General features: G+C 69.7%; 16 protein-coding genes. 4 read left to right on the forward strand and 12 right to left on the reverse strand.

From position 1 onward, the window contains the following. The first annotated feature begins 51 nt into the window (after nucleotides 1–51). Nucleotides 52–2,196: a S9 family peptidase gene (locus GA0070619_RS23610; protein ID WP_088950076.1), complete on the forward strand. Its 2,145-nt coding sequence runs from the start codon at nucleotides 52–54 to the stop codon at nucleotides 2,194–2,196. A 69-nt stretch (nucleotides 2,197–2,265) separates the two neighbouring features. Here GA0070619_RS23610 and GA0070619_RS23615 read toward each other — a convergent pair whose 3' ends face one another. The 3 genes from GA0070619_RS23615 to GA0070619_RS23625 all read right to left on the reverse strand — a co-directional run bounded on the left by GA0070619_RS23615 (nucleotide 2,266) and on the right by GA0070619_RS23625 (nucleotide 4,147). Further along, a complete protein-coding gene (locus GA0070619_RS23615; RefSeq protein ID WP_088950077.1) occupies nucleotides 2,266–2,763 on the reverse strand; it encodes a MerR family transcriptional regulator in 498 nt (165 codons plus the stop codon). Between the two features lie 9 nt (nucleotides 2,764–2,772). Further along, nucleotides 2,773–3,633, reverse strand: a complete 861-nt coding sequence (locus tag GA0070619_RS23620; protein ID WP_088950078.1) for an SDR family NAD(P)-dependent oxidoreductase — start codon at nucleotides 3,631–3,633, stop codon at nucleotides 2,773–2,775. Nucleotides 3,634–3,748: 115 nt separating this feature from the next. Further along, nucleotides 3,749–4,147 carry a winged helix-turn-helix transcriptional regulator gene (locus tag GA0070619_RS23625; protein ID WP_088950079.1) on the reverse strand — a complete coding sequence of 133 codons (399 nt, stop codon included), beginning with the start codon at nucleotides 4,145–4,147 and terminating at the stop codon, nucleotides 3,749–3,751. 106 nt (nucleotides 4,148–4,253) lie between these two features. On the opposite strand from GA0070619_RS23625, the gene GA0070619_RS23630 reads away from it, so the two are divergent. Further along, nucleotides 4,254–5,156 carry an NADP-dependent oxidoreductase gene (locus GA0070619_RS23630; protein ID WP_088950080.1) on the forward strand — a complete coding sequence of 301 codons (903 nt, stop codon included), beginning with the start codon at nucleotides 4,254–4,256 and terminating at the stop codon, nucleotides 5,154–5,156. Between the two features lie 31 nt (nucleotides 5,157–5,187). Here the strand turns inward: GA0070619_RS23630 and GA0070619_RS23635 are convergent, their stop codons facing one another. The 3 genes from GA0070619_RS23635 to GA0070619_RS23640 all read right to left on the reverse strand — a co-directional run bounded on the left by GA0070619_RS23635 (nucleotide 5,188) and on the right by GA0070619_RS23640 (nucleotide 7,826). Next, nucleotides 5,188–6,363 carry a helix-turn-helix domain-containing protein gene (locus GA0070619_RS23635; RefSeq protein WP_088950081.1) on the reverse strand — a complete coding sequence of 392 codons (1,176 nt, stop codon included), beginning with the start codon at nucleotides 6,361–6,363 and terminating at the stop codon, nucleotides 5,188–5,190. Beyond that, nucleotides 6,353–6,520: a hypothetical protein gene (locus GA0070619_RS32885; RefSeq protein WP_172862107.1), complete on the reverse strand. Its 168-nt coding sequence runs from the start codon at nucleotides 6,518–6,520 to the stop codon at nucleotides 6,353–6,355. The genes GA0070619_RS23635 and GA0070619_RS32885 overlap by 11 nt, the downstream gene beginning before the upstream one ends. Nucleotides 6,521–6,656: 136 nt before the next feature. Next, complete coding sequence (locus tag GA0070619_RS23640) at nucleotides 6,657–7,826, reverse strand: helix-turn-helix domain-containing protein (RefSeq protein WP_231927140.1); 1,170 nt, start codon at nucleotides 7,824–7,826, stop codon at nucleotides 6,657–6,659. A 217-nt stretch (nucleotides 7,827–8,043) separates the two neighbouring features. Between GA0070619_RS23640 and GA0070619_RS23645 the strand changes: the two genes are divergently transcribed. Further along, the gene (locus GA0070619_RS23645) at nucleotides 8,044–8,787 is read left to right on the forward strand and encodes a transcriptional regulator (protein ID WP_088950083.1); all 744 of its coding nucleotides are present in this window, start codon (nucleotides 8,044–8,046) and stop codon (nucleotides 8,785–8,787) included. An 88-nt stretch (nucleotides 8,788–8,875) separates the two neighbouring features. Here GA0070619_RS23645 and GA0070619_RS23650 read toward each other — a convergent pair whose 3' ends face one another. The 3 genes from GA0070619_RS23650 to GA0070619_RS23660 all read right to left on the reverse strand — a co-directional run bounded on the left by GA0070619_RS23650 (nucleotide 8,876) and on the right by GA0070619_RS23660 (nucleotide 11,231). Next, complete coding sequence (locus GA0070619_RS23650) at nucleotides 8,876–10,114, reverse strand: RNA polymerase sigma factor (RefSeq protein WP_231927141.1); 1,239 nt, start codon at nucleotides 10,112–10,114, stop codon at nucleotides 8,876–8,878. A 64-nt stretch (nucleotides 10,115–10,178) separates the two neighbouring features. Next, nucleotides 10,179–10,550: a YciI family protein gene (locus GA0070619_RS23655; RefSeq protein ID WP_088950085.1), complete on the reverse strand. Its 372-nt coding sequence runs from the start codon at nucleotides 10,548–10,550 to the stop codon at nucleotides 10,179–10,181. A 33-nt stretch (nucleotides 10,551–10,583) separates the two neighbouring features. Further along, nucleotides 10,584–11,231, reverse strand: a complete 648-nt coding sequence (locus GA0070619_RS23660) for a DUF998 domain-containing protein (protein WP_088950086.1) — start codon at nucleotides 11,229–11,231, stop codon at nucleotides 10,584–10,586. A 150-nt stretch (nucleotides 11,232–11,381) separates the two neighbouring features. Between GA0070619_RS23660 and GA0070619_RS23665 the strand changes: the two genes are divergently transcribed. After that, the gene (locus GA0070619_RS23665; protein WP_088950087.1) at nucleotides 11,382–11,807 is read left to right on the forward strand and encodes a hypothetical protein; all 426 of its coding nucleotides are present in this window, start codon (nucleotides 11,382–11,384) and stop codon (nucleotides 11,805–11,807) included. 21 nt (nucleotides 11,808–11,828) lie between these two features. On the opposite strand, the gene GA0070619_RS23670 is transcribed toward GA0070619_RS23665, so the two are convergent. The 3 genes from GA0070619_RS23670 to GA0070619_RS23680 all read right to left on the reverse strand — a co-directional run bounded on the left by GA0070619_RS23670 (nucleotide 11,829) and on the right by GA0070619_RS23680 (nucleotide 15,135). Next, entirely contained in the window at nucleotides 11,829–12,056 is a 228-nt protein-coding gene (locus tag GA0070619_RS23670; RefSeq protein ID WP_088950088.1) for a hypothetical protein, read from the reverse strand. A 202-nt stretch (nucleotides 12,057–12,258) separates the two neighbouring features. Continuing rightward, entirely contained in the window at nucleotides 12,259–14,001 is a 1,743-nt protein-coding gene (locus GA0070619_RS23675) for an ABC transporter substrate-binding protein (protein WP_088950089.1), read from the reverse strand. A gap of 147 nt (nucleotides 14,002–14,148) precedes the next feature. Beyond that, the gene (locus GA0070619_RS23680) at nucleotides 14,149–15,135 is read right to left on the reverse strand and encodes an ABC transporter permease (protein WP_088950090.1); all 987 of its coding nucleotides are present in this window, start codon (nucleotides 15,133–15,135) and stop codon (nucleotides 14,149–14,151) included. Between the last annotated feature and the right edge of the window lie 2 nt (nucleotides 15,136–15,137).

Here is a 15,137-nt window from a genome sequence, read left to right on the forward strand (position 1 = left end):
GTCCGCCCAGGTCGGCCACATCACCTCCGGTCCGGCTCTACGATTTGGTCTGTGGACTTTCCGGAGCTGGCCGCCCGCACACGCCGGTTCAGCCACGGCGCGCCACGCGCTGTCTCCGTGGCTGACGACGGCTCCCGAGTGATCTTTCTGCGCTCCGCGGGGCCGGAGGACCCGGCGGACGCGCTCTGGCTGCTGGACGTGGCCACCGCCGAGGAGCGCCTGGTCGCCGACCCGGCAACGCTGCTCGGTGAGGGCGGGGACGTCCGGTCGCTCTCCCCCGGTGAGCGCGCGCTGCGGGAGCGGCTGCGGCTGAGCGCCGCGGGCATCGGCTCGTACGCGTTGGACGCCCCCGGTCGGGTCGCGGTCTTCGCGCTGGCGGGGCGGTTGTTCCGGGCCGATCTGGTGCACGGCGACGTGGTGGAGGTGGCTACCGTCGGCCCGGTGCTCGACCCCCGTCCGGACCCGACCGGGCAACGGCTGGCGTACGTGACCGACGCGGCCGAGGGTGTCCGCCGGGGTGAGCTGCGGGTGATCGAGGCCGACGGCACCGACACCCTGCTGGCCGGTGAGGACGCCGGGGTGAGCTGGGGCCTGGCCGAGCACATCGCGGCGGAGGAGTTCGGCCGGTACCGGGGCTACTGGTGGGCGCCGGACGGGCGCATGGTGCTCGCCGCCCGGGTCGACGAGTCCCGCCTGGAACGCTGGCACCTGCACGACCCGGCCCAGCCGGCCAGTCCGCCGACCGCCGTCGCGTACCCCCGGGCTGGTGGGCCGAACGCTGAGGTCAGCCTGCACCTGTTGGACCTGGACGACGGCTGGGTCGACGTGCACTGGGACCGGGAGACCTACCCGTACCTGACCGCCGTCAGCTGGGTCGAGGGCAGCCCGTTGATCACGGTGCTGCGCCGCTCGCAGCAGCACGGGCTGGTGCTGGCGGTGGACCCGCGCACCGGCGAGACGCAGGTGCACGCGGAGCTGGCCGACCCGCGCTGGGTGGAGCCGATCGCCGGCACCCCGGCGCACCTGCCGGACGGCCGGGTGCTGGTCGGCGGGGAGTTGGCACACGACGGGTACGACGCACGGTGCCTGTTCGCCGACGGCACCCTGCTCACCCCGCCGTCGCTGTACGTACGGCGGGTGGTGGGTCGGCTGGCTGCGGCCAGCGGCCCGGCGGACCTGCTGGTGGAGGCGAGCGACGGCGAGCCGAGCGAGCGGCACCTGTTCCGGGTCCGCACCACCATCGGCGGTGGGGTGGACGCGCGTCGGCTCACCACCGACTCGGGCTGGTACACGGCCGCCGTCGGCGGGGACGTGCTGGCGATCGGTGTCGCGTCGCTGGACCATGCCGGGGTGCGCTGGTCGGTGCGTCGCGGCGGTCAGGAGATCGCCGAGCTGCGGTCGTTCGCCGCGACTCCCCCGTACTCTCCGCTGCCGTTGCTGGAACGGGTGACCGACCGGCGGCTGCCGGCGGCGGTCCTCTACCCGGACAACCACGTGACGGGCCGGCGGCTGCCGGTGCTGCTGGACATCTACGGCGGCCCGGGGCACCAGGAGGTCGTGGCGGCGCGGGCCGCGTGGTTGGAGCGGCAGTGGTGGGCCGACGCCGGGTTCGCGGTGGTCACCATCGACAACCGGGGTACGCCGGGAGTGGCCCCGTCGTTCGAGAAGGCGATCCACCGTCGGGTGGCCGACGTGATCCTGACCGACCAGATCGACGCGCTGACCGCGCTCGCCGGCAAGCACCCCGACCTGGACCTGGATCGGGTGGGGGTGCGGGGCTGGTCGTTCGGAGGGTGGCTGGCCGGGTTGGCGGTGCTGCGCCACCCGGAGCTGTTCAGGTGCGGCATCGCGGGCGCCCCGGTGACCGACTGGGCGCTCTACGACACCGCGTACACCGAGCGTTATCTGGGGTTGCCGGAGGACGGCACGGACGTCTACGCGCACCATTCGCTGGTCGAGATGGCCGCCGAACCGCTCACCGGCCCGGACCAGGCCCGCCCGTTGCTGCTGGTGCACGGTCTGGCCGATGACAACGTGGTGGCGGCGCACACGCTGCGGCTCTCCGCAGCCCTGCTGAGCGCCGGCCGCCCGCACGCCGTGCTGCCGTTGACCGGTGCCACGCACATGGCCGCGAATGGCACCGCCGAGCGTCTGCTGCCCCTGGAGCTGGATTTCCTCCGCACCCACCTGCTGTAGGCAGCGCCGAGCCCTCTGTCGAAGGGGCTCCAGGGTTCTGTTGCCCACTCCCAAGATCGTGCGGGGGCCCTACAGTTCGGCGGCGGTGTCGAGGGCCGCAACGTCCGGTCCGGTCGAGCCGCCATACGTGGCGATCTTGTATTCGGTCGCCGCGAGGGAGAGGGTCAGCTCACGAATCCGGCGACGGATGATGTCGCGATGTTCAAGCAGCATGTCAAGCCGCTCGGGCACCGTGTCCTGCCCGGCGTCCACGAGCGCAATGTAGTGCTGTAGGTCGCGCATCGGCATCCCGGACAGCCGCATCCTGGTGAGGAACACCAGGCGCCGCACCGCTGCGGCGTCGTAGACGCGATGACCGTGGCTGTCACGGGCCACCTCGACCAGCCCGGCCCGCTCGTAGTACCGCAGCGTGTGAGGCGTGATGTCGAGGAGGTCGGCGACCTCGGCGATCGTCATCGACTCGTGGACGTCGGCCAGGTCGGTGAGGCGGTGGATCACCTCGACCGACAGCGGGCCGTCATCCCCGACCATTTCCAAGGCCCTGGTCATCAGATCGTTGGTGGCCACGACATCACCCTAGATCGGCCGGACCGACGCCGGGACGCCGTCGAAGTCGGCGCTGCGGGCAGTCTCGGCCCACCGCTCGACCTCGTCCAGACCACGCCGGTACGCGCCCGAGATGCGCTCGACCGCTTCGCGCCCGAGCGGCAGACGCAGCGGCACCTCGTTGCTGTGTGCGAGGGACACGATGATCTCGGCCGCCCGCGTCGGGTCGCCTTCCTGGCGGCCGTCGGTCCCGGCCATGTCCGCGCGGACGGCGGCGAGCAGATCACTGTAGGTTTCGGACGCCTCAGTGAATTCGAGTACGTCGGCGGCGTTGAAGTCGGTCCGGAACCGGCTCGGTTCAACGATCATCACGCGGATCCCGAACGGTGCGACCTCCCCGGCCAGCGCCTCGGACCAGCCTTCGAGGGCGAACTTCGACGCGGAGTAGGCCGATACGCCCGGAAACGCCATCCTCCCGCCCTGGCTGCTCATCTGCACGATCATCCCGGCGCCCCGGCTACGCATCGCGGGCAACGCCGCCCGCACGAGCGCGGCCGGACCGAACAGGTGCAGATCCATCAACTCGCGCAGCTGCGCGTCGCTGACCTCCTCGACCGCTCCGACCACGGCCCGGCCCGCGTTGTTGACGAGAACGTCAAGCTGACCGAAGCGGTCGAGGGTGGCCCGCACGAGCGACGCCGACGCAGCGGTGTCCCGGGCGTCGAAGTTCGCGACCAGAACAGTGTCGGGGTATCTGGCCGCCAGGTCGGCCACGCTGTCCGGCCGGCGTACCGCCGCCACCACCTGATCGCCCGCGGCGAGCGCCGACTGCGCCAGTGCTCGTCCGAAACCCCGGGACGCACCGGTGATGATCCAGGTCTGTGTCGTCATGGCGGCAAAGCTATGGCTTTGAGCGCGCGCGAACGCAACCGCGAACCCGCCGCGACGCAGACCCTCTGGTCGGCCTTGAGGGGCAGCGTCCGATGGCATGCTCTGGTCGATGCACTCAGGGGCGTGCGTCGTACTGGGTCCGGGCGTCGAAGACGCGGTCCATGTGCGTCTCCGCCCAGTTCTTGATCGCGATCATGACCGGGAACAGCTCATGGCCGAGCGGGGTGAGCGCGTAGTCGACGCGGACCGGCACCGAGGCGGTGACCGTGCGGGTGACGAGGCCGTCGCGTTCCAGGGTGCGCAGGGTCTGGGTGAGCATCTTCTGGCTGACGCCGGCGATGCGGCGGGCAAGCTCGCCGTGCCGCTGCGGACCGTCGACGAGCGCTGGGATCACCAACGCGACCCACTTGTCGGTGAGCCTGCTCAGCAGCTCACGGGTAGGGCACTGTTCCAGGAACGCGTCGTAGTCGCGTTTGGCCTGCTCACGACGTTGCTCCGCACTCGTCGTCGCCATGCCGCCTCCTCCGGGTGCCCTAGGCACTTCACGGTACCTACTTACTGACAGTGCCGATGATTCGTACGGTCGTGGTGATCAAAGAGGTCCCACGAAGGAGACGACAATGCGCGCAGTCAGCTATGCAGAGTTCGGAGGGCCGGAGGTCCTGCACGTGGCCGAGGTGCCGGTGCCCGAGCCCGGGCCGGGGCAGGTCCGCGTACGGGTCGCGGCGTCGGTCGTCCATCCGGTCGATCTGATGGTCCGCTCCGGTCGGTTCCCAGCCCCGTTGCCGACCGGTCTGCCGTACACGCCCGGCTGGGACGTTGCCGGCAGCGTCGACACGGTCGGCCCGTCGGTCGAGGAGTTCAGGATCGGCGACGAGGTCATCGGCTTCTCGCCGTGGCTGCAGACCACTGTCGGCGCCCACGCGGAGTACGTACTCCTCGACCCCGCCTGGCTGACCTCCGCGCCCGCCGGCGTCCCCGCGACCGAATCGGCGACCCTACCGACCAATGGCCTCGCCGCCGCCCAGGCCCTCGACCTGCTCGCGCTCCCCGCGGGTTCGACAGTGCTCGTCACCGGTGCCGCCGGGCAGGTCGGTGGGTTCGTCCTGGCGCTGGCCCGGGCGACCGGCCTGCACGCCACGGGACTCGCCGGACCCGACGACCGCGAGTTCGTCGAGTCGCTGGGCGCGGCGTTCCTGTCGCGCGAAGACGATCCGACGGGGACGTTCGACGCGGTCGTCGACCTGGCGGTGATCGGCTCCTCGCTGCTGGACCTCGTCCGGGACGGCGGCGGCTATGTGGCCGCGTCACCCCCGCTTCGCCCGGAGCCGGTGCGGGAAATCCGGACCTTGGCGCTGGAGGTGCTACCGGACGGATCCCGGCTGGGCGAGCTGGTCAAACTCGTGGTCAGCGGCGACATCCCGCTCCGAGTCGCTGGCGTGTACCCCTTCGCCGACGCGGCGGCCGCCCATGACCGGCTGGCCAGAGGCGGCGTACGCGGCGGCGTGGTGCTCGTCCCCTGATTGGCGCGATGCCGCAGGTTAACCGCCCTTTTCACAGCACCCCGAGGCCGATGGCGAGCTGGGTGATCGTCGGTGGGGCGTCCGGGTCGCGGGCGACCTGGGCAACCACGTCCCGGGCGCCTGGCCGGTCATGGATCTCGGCGGGTGCGATGCGTTCGGCACGCAACAGGACCCGGGCCGCGTTGGCGGGGTCGTCCGTCTGGAGGTAGGCGCGCGCCGCGTCGATCAGGTGCGCGGCGCGGTGCTCGACCGGCAGCCCTCGCCACCCGTCCCACCCGATCGCCTTCTCGTGGCGGGCGACCGCCTGCGGTCCGTCACCCACCTCCACCGCGGCGGCGACCCGCGCCAGCTCGACGGCCGTCGGACCGAACGCCGTCCGGTGATGGTCGTGGCCGTCACCCACCTGAGCGGCCAACTCGGCGGCCTCGTCCAGCAGCTCACCGACCACCCTGTCGTCACCGGCCCTGCCCGCGATCAGAGCGGCCTGCACGAGCAGCGATCCGCGCAGCGACATCTCTTCCGGCGTGCCAGAGGCGATCTGGGAAGCGGCGGCGAGCATCACCGGCCCTGCCCGCGCCGACGCGCGCAGCACCTGACCCAACTGCACCGCTGCACAGGCCAGCAGCACCGGGTCACCGGCAGCGGCGGACATCGCCCGATCAGCAGCCAACCAGGCGAGGCTCCCCTCGTCCAGCTTGACCAGCAGCGCAGCCGTCACCCGATATGCCTCCACCACCACTGCCGCCCGCCCGACCTCCGCGTTCAGCGCGTGGGCGCGATGAACCTCGGTCACCAATGTGGGCAGCAGCTCGACCAGACGCGGGTAACGGGCGTGCTGGAAGGTCATCCACGCGTGCCGCACCTCCCGAGCCAACCAAACGGGCGACACCACCTCCCGGTCCATCGGGCGACCAAAAGCCATTTCGTACGCCGACAGCGCCGCCCCAATCCGGGCGACGCCCTCGCGCTGCTCGGCCAACCCAACAGGCTGGACATCACGACCGAGCAGCGCAGAGACGTCGACCCTCAGCACCGCCGCGATGTCCCGAATGGTCGACACCCGTTCCAGGGAACGGACCCCACGCTCGACCTTGTCCACCCAGCTCTTCGACTTGCCCAACCGATCCGCGAACGACTGCTGCGACAACCTTCGCCGCACCCGTAGGTAGGCCACGCGTCGACCGATCGGAACCGGGTCACCGCCCATCGCGCCACCGCCGATCCGGCAGCGCCCGAGTCGTCTCCTGCGCCGGTATCCGCTCCGCCTCGGCCTGCGCGAGCAACCGGCGCTTGGCTTTCTCCCGTTCGGCGGCGTCGATCTGCTCGCCCGTGTTCGGCGTACCGGTGTCGTCGTTGCCGCTCATTCCCACCTCCGCTGGCAGGGGCAGGTGGTCTCGCTTTGGCGACCTGTTCGTACTGATCCCGCCCTCACTCACAGCATCGGGTGAACATGCGGTGACGGAAAGCTAGCGGGTGTCCGCTGGTCGCGCGTGCCGTCCGCTATCGAGTTGCGGGCCGGTACGCCTCGTACACCTCGCGAAACGCCGCTGCTTCCGCTGTCCCGGTGTGCTCGACCTTCCGGAGCACTTCCCGCACCCGCCACCAGTTCGAGGACACCACTCGTCCCGACCGGACCGCGTCGGCGGCGACGACGCTGGCTTCGTCCGGCTGATCGGCGGCCAACAGCGCCATGGCGAGATCCAGACGGGCGGAAGCCGAGCGCCGTGGCCGCTCACCACCGTCGCCGCGCGGGTCCAATTCCGCCAAGGCGGTCCGCGCCATCTGCTCGGCGGCCGGGTCGCCCGCCCACGACAGCGTGGTCGCCGTGTACGCCAACGCCTTCGTGGGGTCGTACCGGTAGTGGTGCTCGGCCCGTTCCGGCAACGGCAAGTTGACTGTCAACTGATCCAGACGATCCAGCGCATCACGCGTCCGCCGCACGTCAGCGAATCGCGCCCACACCCGCGCCTCCTGGGCAGTGGCTTGGATGTACGCCGAACTTCCCCGAGGTGCCACCCGCTGCGCCTGAAGCGACAGGTCCATCGCCCGCCGGCAGTCGCCCTGGGTGAGCCAGTTCCACGCCTGCGTCTCCAGACACCATGCCTGGATCTCCGGATGCTCAGCATGCTCGGCAAGAGCCATGGCCGTGCGCAGATGAGCGCCCGCGGCGGGCTGTTGCAGCAGATCGATGTGGACCGTCGCCCGCAGCACGGTCAGCCAACCACCGGCAACGACGAGCCGTCGACGCTGCGCCAACGTCCCGCGACCATCGAGCAGGCGCCCCACGTAGGCCAACTGGCGACGCACCAGCGGCAGCAGATCAACCGACCGCACAAGCGCGTACGCGCTCGCCAGGTCGTCCACACCCGCCTCGATCCGAGCGAGCGTCTCGGCGCTGACATCGCTGACCCGCACCCGAGCCAGCAACTCCCCGGCCTCGGTGTCGTGGTCGACGGGCTCATTCACTAGGCGGACGAGTGTCCCGTCGGCTCGCAGCACCTCGTCGAGGTGCCTCGCCGTCTCGGGAGTGGGAGCCTTGGCCCCGGTCTCCAGATCGTGCAGGTGGCTCTTCCCGCGGTGCGCGAGCTGGCCGAGCGCCCGCAGAGACAGCCCTTTACTGGTGTGTAACGCGCGAAGTTGGGCACCGAAGCGCGGATCGACCTGCGACACGACGACGCCCCCAATCGAAAAGCAGGACAGTCAGACTGGGTCGGCGGACCACTGCTACGGACAGTACATCGAGCAAACACAGCGTCATGCTGATTGGACGCTCGTTGGCGCCGCCGCAAGTACGGTCGTCATGGCTTCTCGCCACTTGCGGCACCGGTGTAGCACCTTAGATTCACCCATGGCGACATCAGAGTGACACAACGCTATCGTGGCTGATATGAACGCCCCGAACACCGCTCTGCGCGCGGTCCACACGGGGAGCCGCATGAGCCGGGACGACTTCGCCCGCGCGCTCCAAGCCGCCGGCCGCCGCGTCGGCGAGCCCAACGATGCCAACAAGAGACTCGTCCAACGCTGGGAATCCGGCGCGATCGCCGCACCGCGGCCGGTGTACGCCCGCGCCCTGGAGGTCGTCACCGGTCTGCCGGTCTCGCTGCTCGGCTTCGCCGCGATACCCAATGGCCAGGTCGTCGATGACCAACACGGCGGGCACGACCTGGCCTCACCCATGTCCAGCCTGGCCACGCCAACGCCCAAGCCACTCGCTGTTCAGGGGTCGTACGAGGGCGTCTGGCTCAGCAGATACCAATTCCACTCCAGCGGCCGGGGAGATTCGTTCGCCGGGCAGCACTTCGTGGTCGTACTCCAGCACGGTGACCGGCTGACTGTGCGCAGCCTGCCCGGCTCGGCGGCATCGTCGCTGTCGATGGATCTAACCCTGGACGGTGCCGTGGTCACCGGCACGTGGGTGGAGCAGACCGATCCCGCCGGCTACTACCGGGGAGCCCGATACCACGGCGCAATCCAACTACTTGTCGAACCCACCGGCCGACGGATGGCCGGGAAGTGGGTCGGGTTCGGCAAGGACATGGACGTCAACACCGGCCCCTGGGAGCTGACCTTCCGGGATGCCTCCACGTCCAAGGCGACGCTCGACCACTACAACAGGTCGCCCGAATAGGACAAGGCGCTACCCCGCCTGCAGCGCCTGCTGGGACGTCGATGCGCACGCTGATGGCGCTGATGCGCGGACGTCGGCTGAGGATCGGTCAGCCGAGGGCGTGGGCTCGGCGTTGGAGGTACCGCTGTTCGACCTGGTTCCGGCTCAGGGCGGCAGCTTCCCGGTACCGCCCCGCCGCGCCGACCGTGTCACCTGTCATCTCGAGCAGGTGTGCGCGGATCGCGCGTTCGCGTTGCCGGGTCAGCGGTTCCTCGTCCAGATGGTAGCTCCGGTTGAGGTCGTCGAGCAGGGCCAGCCCCCGGGCCGGCCCGTACGCGTGCGCGACCGCGACCACCCGGCTCAGCCGTACCGGCGCGGTTGGAGTGAGCCGTTCCAGTCCCAGGTACAGTGCCGCGATCTGTGGCCAGTCCGTCCGGTCCGGGGACGCGGCCGCGGCGTGCACGGCGGCGATCGCCGCCTGTAGCTGGTACGTGCCGATCGCGCGCCGCCGCCAAACGCTGTCGATCAGCTCGGTGCCCTCGCGGATCAGCTCGGGATCCCACCGGGTCCGGTCCTGCTCGTCCAGCGGCACCAGCTCGTCGCCGTCGGTACGGGCTGCGCGCCGCGACTCGGTCAGCAGCATCAGAGCGAGTAGCCCGGTCACCTCGGGGTCGTCCGGCAGGGCGTCACGGAGCATGCGGGTCAGCCGAATCGCCTCCCGGGTCAGGTCCACGCGGGCGAGTTGGTCCCCGCTGGAGGCGGTGTAGCCCTCGTTGAAGATCAGGTAGAGCACCTGCATGACGGCCTTCATGCGGCTGTCGCGGTCGGCGTCGTTCGGCGGTGTGAATCGTGCGCCGACGCGGGTCAGTTGCTGTTTGGCGCGGCTGATCCGGGCGCCCATGGTGTTCTCGTTCGTCCCGTGGGCGTATGCGATCTCCGTGGTCGTCAGGCCGCCGACCGCGCGCAGGGTGAGCGCCACCTGGGAGGTGGGGCTCAGCGCGGGGTGGCAGCACAGCAGCAGGAGTGTGAGGCTCTCGTCGGTCTCCGAGACAGGGCGCGCGCGTCGGGCCGGATCCCGCATCGCCAACTCGCTCAGGCCGGCGTGCCGCTCGCGGCGTCGTCGGGCCTGGTCGGTGCGGAGCAGGTCGACCATCCGCCGGTACCCGATCCGGATCAGCCAGCTGCGCGGGTGTTCCGGTACGCCGTCCGTCGGCCACGCCCGGCTCGCGACGAGCAGTGCCTCCTGTACCGCGTCCTCGGCGATGTCGAAGTGGCCGAAGCGCCGCACCAGCGCGCCGAGAACCTGCGGCGCCTCGGTGCGCAGCAGATGCTCGACGTCAGGTGTCACGCCGGTCCTGCCGTTCGGGTGCCCTCCCGGTCTGCCGCCGTCGGGCCATGCTGGACGCGGCTGGTCATGCCACGAAGTCCTCACCCATGATCGGCCGGATCTCCATCGGCTCGCCGAGAACATCGACCATCCGCGAGACGATCTCGACAGCGCGCTCCTGGCTGCTCACGTCGATCACCGCGAAGCTGGCCAGGACCTCCTTGAGCTCAACGAACGGGCCATCGGTGGCCACCACGCCGGTCGGGGTCCTGCGGATCGTGGTGCTGACCGCCGGGTGGCCGAGCCCTTCGCTGCTGACGAACTCGCCGGTCTCGAACAGCTCCTGTTCGAACCGCTGGTACGCGGCGAAAGCGGCCAGCGCCTCCTCGGACGGGGTGCCGGCGGTCGCGGCGTCCCAGGCGGCGGCCGGCGTGTAGCCGAGCAGCAGGTACTTCATGGTCATCCTCGTGCTCGCGGGGTTCGGGTCACGCTACGCCGACCAGCTCGAACGGCGCAGGGAGAGGGCGACGACCGTCGTCCAGGTGAAGGCGACCAGGCCGTTCACGGCGATCTGGATGCTCATGTGGCTCGGCGACATCGGCATCAGCAGGATGAGTGCGGCGAGGCCGTTCAGCACCGCCAGCAGGGCGGCCCGACGGCGGATGTGACGGATGGCGAGCACGATGGCGGCGATGGCCAGCGCGGTGAAGGCGGCGGCGGCCGCCGCCGAGTGCGCGATGCTGTGCCAGGACATCTCGTCGACCGGCCCGGCCGGGGTCCCTACCGGGAAGCCGTACTCCGGATCCATTGTGAACACCCCGGCCGCGACGAGCCCGGCACCGAAGATCCCGACGAAGATTGGCAGCGCACGCCGACCGGTGCCCTCGGTGAGGGCACGCCGGAGACCGACAGCGAGGGCGATCGCGCCGAGGCCGGCGAGCACGAACGTGGTGATCTGGATCCAGCCGAGAGGCCCGGTGGCCAACTGGCTGATCGGGTGCCGCGTGATGTCGTAACCCTCCCGGGTGAGCATCTGGGTCACGGCCGAGGCGAAGAAGACCGGTCCGGCGAGGGTGCCGGCGAGGAGCAGGCGCTCGGACGAGCGGCGGCGGGTGGGAACGGTGGAGATGGTGGCCATGAGTTCCTCCGTGGTGGGTACCTGCCGCTACCTCGCGGCCGCACCGCGAACCTTGACGCCCAGGTGGAGTGACCTGAGTCACATGGCGTCGATGTCAAAGCCCGAGCGCCGCCTTCGAGGTACGGACAAGCACCCACCGAGGAGGATCCGATGTCTGAGCACACCCAGCCGAGCCCCGAACTCACCGCCCTGGACCGTCTGGTCGGCACCTGGTCGGTGACCGGCGGCGCAGAGGGCACTGTGCGGTACGAGTGGATGGCCGGCCGGTTCTTCCTGCTTCAGCAGGTCGAGCTGAATCAGTTCGGCCAGTCCGTCACCGGGCTGGAAGTCATCGGCAACCTGCGCCCGTTCGGCGAGCCGGTCGGCGTGGACGTGGTGTCGCGGTTCTACGACGCGACCGGCAACACCTTTGACTACGTATACGAACTCGTCGACGACAAGCTGATCATCTGGGCCGGCGCGAAAGGCAGCCCGGCGTACTACGAGGGCACGTTCAGCGCCGACGACACCACGGTCACCGGCGAGTGGACCTACCCCGGCGGAGGTGGCTACGCCTCCACCATGACCCGGACCTGAGATCGGAAAACCGATGCGGCGTCAGCCGCGCCTGCGACGATCGCTCGCGCCCTGCGGGATGGCCGCGACGACGGCTGCCACCGCTGACAGGAGCGTGAGCAGCAGCGCCGGCGCCACGACACCTGTGATGTCTTCGCCGGTTCCCCGCGCCAGCACCATGACCGTGGCGATCCCCGCCACCATCAGGACACCGATGGCCAGCGCGAGGCACTTGACGATCCTGAAGACGGTGGTTGCGTTCCTGGCCATGGTCAACCTCGCAAGGTCTGTCGCGCGCTCCCGGATGATGCCTGCGAACGTGTCGGTGAAGATCCAGAGGATGAAGGCGAGATCTCCACGACGCCCGCCGGCCCGCTCACGGCAGAGGTCGGCGAACGTCTGCTCCTCGAACAGAAGGGTCCCCTCCCGACGGCGTTGTCGGGAGGAGACCCTTACCTGTCTGCGGTGTGAGTTACGGCTTGACGTGCGCGTTCACGAACGACGGGTAGCCGAAGACGCTGGAGATGAAGATCCCGCCGGCCTTGGACCCGTGCACGTTGTAGGCCACGTCGACGTAGAACGGCACCACCGGCGCGTGCTCCTTCATGATCCGCTCGTCGAGCTTGGCCCACTCCGGTCCCTGGTCGGCCGGGGGCAGGGCCAGGATGCGGTCCATCTCGGCGTTGATCGCCGGGTCGTTGAAGTAGGACTGGTTGCTGTTGCCCTCGGCCTTGATGGTGCGGCCGTCGTAGAGCACCGGCAGGATCGACGCCCCGCTGGGCCAGTCCGCCGCCCAGTTACCGATGTACAGGTCCCAGGGGTTGTTCTTCTTCTTGATCTCGTCGAGCTTCGCGTCGTCCGAGATGTTCCGGACGGTGATCTTGAAGCCGGCCCGCTCCAGGTTGGCCTTGAGCTGGGCACCCTGCTGCTGCTCGGTCGAGTTGTCGGCGACACCGAGAACCAGCTCCGGCGTCTTGCCGCCGAGCAGCTCCTTGACCTTTTCCACGTTGCCGTTGGCGCCCGCCGGGTACGCGTCGTACGCCTTGTAGCCGATGGTGGCCGGCGGCATCAGCGTGGTCAGCGGCGCGGCGACGGTCTGACCGCCGAGCGCCTTGATCATGCCTTCGCGATCGATGGCGTAGTTGAGCGCCTGACGCACCTTCAGGTCGGTGACCCGCTGGTTGTTGATGACGAGCTGGTTGGCGCTCGGAGTCGGCGAGAGGAGCGTCCGCGACTTGAGCGACGCGTCCCCGGCGACCTTGGCGACCAGCGAGGCGGGCACGGTGTTGAAGGCGAGCGCGCTCTGGTCGGCGCCGTTGTCGGCGATCACCCGGTTGTTGGCGGCGTCCGCGGTCGGGCCGAAGCTCCAGACGAACTGGTCCGGGTACTGGTGGCGGACCGGGTCGGTGTTCGGGTCCCAGTTGGGGTTGCGGTCCAGGGTGATCTGCACGCCGACCTGGTTCTTGGCGACCTTGTACGGCCCGGACGAGAACGGCTGCTTGTCCAGGTCGACGCCGGTGTCCTTGTCGGCGGGCAGCGGCGCGGTGGTCGGCAGCGAGACCGCGAACGGCAGGTCACAGCGGGGCTTGGCGAACTCGAAGCGCAGGGTCTTCGCGTCCGGCGTGCTCAGGCCGGGCGGCAGCGACGTCTTGTTCTTCTTGAAGTCCCACTTGGTGTCGAACTGCGGGGTGTCGGCCAGCCACTCCTGGATGTAGGTCGGGCCGCCGGAGAGGTCCGGGTCGAAGGAGCGGGCGATGCCGTACGCGATCTCCTTGGAGGTGATCGGCCGACCGTCCTCGAACTTCACCCCGTCCTTGACGGTGAATTCCCAGACCTTGCAGTCGTTGTTGACGTTCTTGCCCGGCGTCTCGGCCAGGTCGCCCACCAGGACCAGGCCGCCCTTGCCGTCGTCCTTCCAGGTGGTCAGGTAGCGGGACCAGAGGGGGTTCGCCATCAGACCGGCGAACGAGTACGTCCGCTGCGGGTCGAGGTGGGAGATCGGCGACTCCCGGATGACGCTGAAGACGCCGCCCTTCGCAGCGCCGCTCACCTCGGCCGCCGGCCCCTGCGAGTCCTTGGGGTCGGTCGCGATGACCCCGGTCTGCTTCCGGTCAGTGTTCACCGTGGTGCCCTCGCCCGTGTTCTCCGAGCACGCACCCAATGCCACAACCAGAGCGATCGCGCCGCCTGCGGCAGCCACCACGCGTGGTCTCATGAAGTACCCCCTTCACCCATGTGCCGTGCGGTTTCGTCGGGGCGAGAACCGCCGACGTCCCGAGGATCGTAAGGAAGAAAACCTACGAGTTGTGTAACAGTTGTCGATAAATTTCGCCATCGGTGGGGCGTGGCGGACACCCGGCCGTCAGCGCAAACGCACCCGTGGGTCGATGGCCGCGTAGAGCAGGTCCACCAGCACGTTCGCCAGCACCACGAAGACGGCCGCGATCAGCACCGTTGCCATGATCGTGGGCAGGTCACCCGAGCGCACCGCGTCCACCGCCGTACGCCCCAACCCCTGGATGCCGAACGTCGTCTCGGTGATCACCGTGCCGCCCAGCGCCCCGCCCACGTCCAGCCCGGCGATGGTCACCACCGGGGTGATCGCCGCGCGCAGCGCGTGTCTCCCGTACACCTTGGGTTTGGCCAGGCCCTTGGCCCGCGCGGTCCGGACGAAGTCCTCGGACAGCGTCTCCAACATCTGCGCGCGGGACAGCCGGGCGTAGATCGCCGAGAAGAGGAAGGCCAGCGCCACCCAGGCGAGCACCAGCCCACTGGCCCACTTCGCCGGATTGTCGAAGAGGGACGTGTAGCTCGGCACCGGCAGCAGCCGCAGGTTGTAGACGAAGACCAGCAGCAGCACCGCGCCCACGAAGTAGAGCTGCAACGAGGCCCCGGTCAGCGAGAAGCCGATGGCCAGGCGGTCCAGCCAGGTGCCCCGCCGCAACGCGGAGACCATGCCAAGGCCGACCCCGAGCAGCAACCACAGGATCGCCGCCGGGATCACGATGCTCAGCGTCACCGGCAGCACCCGGGCGATGGTGTCCGAGACGGCCTCGTTGGTGACGTACGACCAGCCCAGGCAGGGCGCGTCACACCGGCCACCCTGGGCGCTGCCCAGGTCGCGACCGGTGACGATGCCCTTCATGTAGCCGGCGTACTGGCTGACCAGGGGGTCGTTCAGGCCCAGGTCGTCGCGGACCCGCTCCAGCCGCTCCGGGTTGCAGTTCTTCGAGCAGATGCTGCTGACCGGGTCGCGCGGCAGGGCGAAGAACATCAGGAAGGTCAACACGCTCACCGCGAAGAGGGTCAGCGTGGCGGAGAAGAGTCGCTTGAGCAGAAATCGCGCCATGA

It is taken from the genome of Micromonospora zamorensis (assembly GCF_900090275.1).
Lineage (GTDB): Bacteria > Actinomycetota > Actinomycetes > Mycobacteriales > Micromonosporaceae > Micromonospora > Micromonospora zamorensis.

Excerpts from the sequence above, each read along its gene's own strand:
- GA0070619_RS23665 (WP_088950087.1), top strand. The coding sequence starts at position 11,382 with ATGTCTGAGCACACCCAGCCGAGCCCCGAACTCACCGCCCTGGACCGT.
- GA0070619_RS23660 (WP_088950086.1), bottom strand. The coding sequence starts at position 11,231 with ATGGCCACCATCTCCACCGTTCCCACCCGCCGCCGCTCGTCCGAGCGC.
- GA0070619_RS32885 (WP_172862107.1), bottom strand. The coding sequence starts at position 6,520 with ATGAGCGGCAACGACGACACCGGTACGCCGAACACGGGCGAGCAGATC.
- GA0070619_RS23645 (WP_088950083.1), top strand. The coding sequence starts at position 8,044 with ATGAACGCCCCGAACACCGCTCTGCGCGCGGTCCACACGGGGAGCCGC.
- GA0070619_RS23655 (WP_088950085.1), bottom strand. The coding sequence starts at position 10,550 with ATGAAGTACCTGCTGCTCGGCTACACGCCGGCCGCCGCCTGGGACGCC.
- GA0070619_RS23625 (WP_088950079.1), bottom strand. The coding sequence starts at position 4,147 with ATGGCGACGACGAGTGCGGAGCAACGTCGTGAGCAGGCCAAACGCGAC.
- GA0070619_RS23670 (WP_088950088.1), bottom strand. The coding sequence starts at position 12,056 with ATGGCCAGGAACGCAACCACCGTCTTCAGGATCGTCAAGTGCCTCGCG.
- GA0070619_RS23620 (WP_088950078.1), bottom strand. The coding sequence starts at position 3,633 with ATGACGACACAGACCTGGATCATCACCGGTGCGTCCCGGGGTTTCGGA.
- GA0070619_RS23630 (WP_088950080.1), top strand. The coding sequence starts at position 4,254 with ATGCGCGCAGTCAGCTATGCAGAGTTCGGAGGGCCGGAGGTCCTGCAC.
- GA0070619_RS23635 (WP_088950081.1), bottom strand. The coding sequence starts at position 6,363 with ATGGGCGGTGACCCGGTTCCGATCGGTCGACGCGTGGCCTACCTACGG.
- GA0070619_RS23675 (WP_088950089.1), bottom strand. The coding sequence starts at position 14,001 with ATGAGACCACGCGTGGTGGCTGCCGCAGGCGGCGCGATCGCTCTGGTT.
- GA0070619_RS23680 (WP_088950090.1), bottom strand. The coding sequence starts at position 15,135 with ATGGCGCGATTTCTGCTCAAGCGACTCTTCTCCGCCACGCTGACCCTC.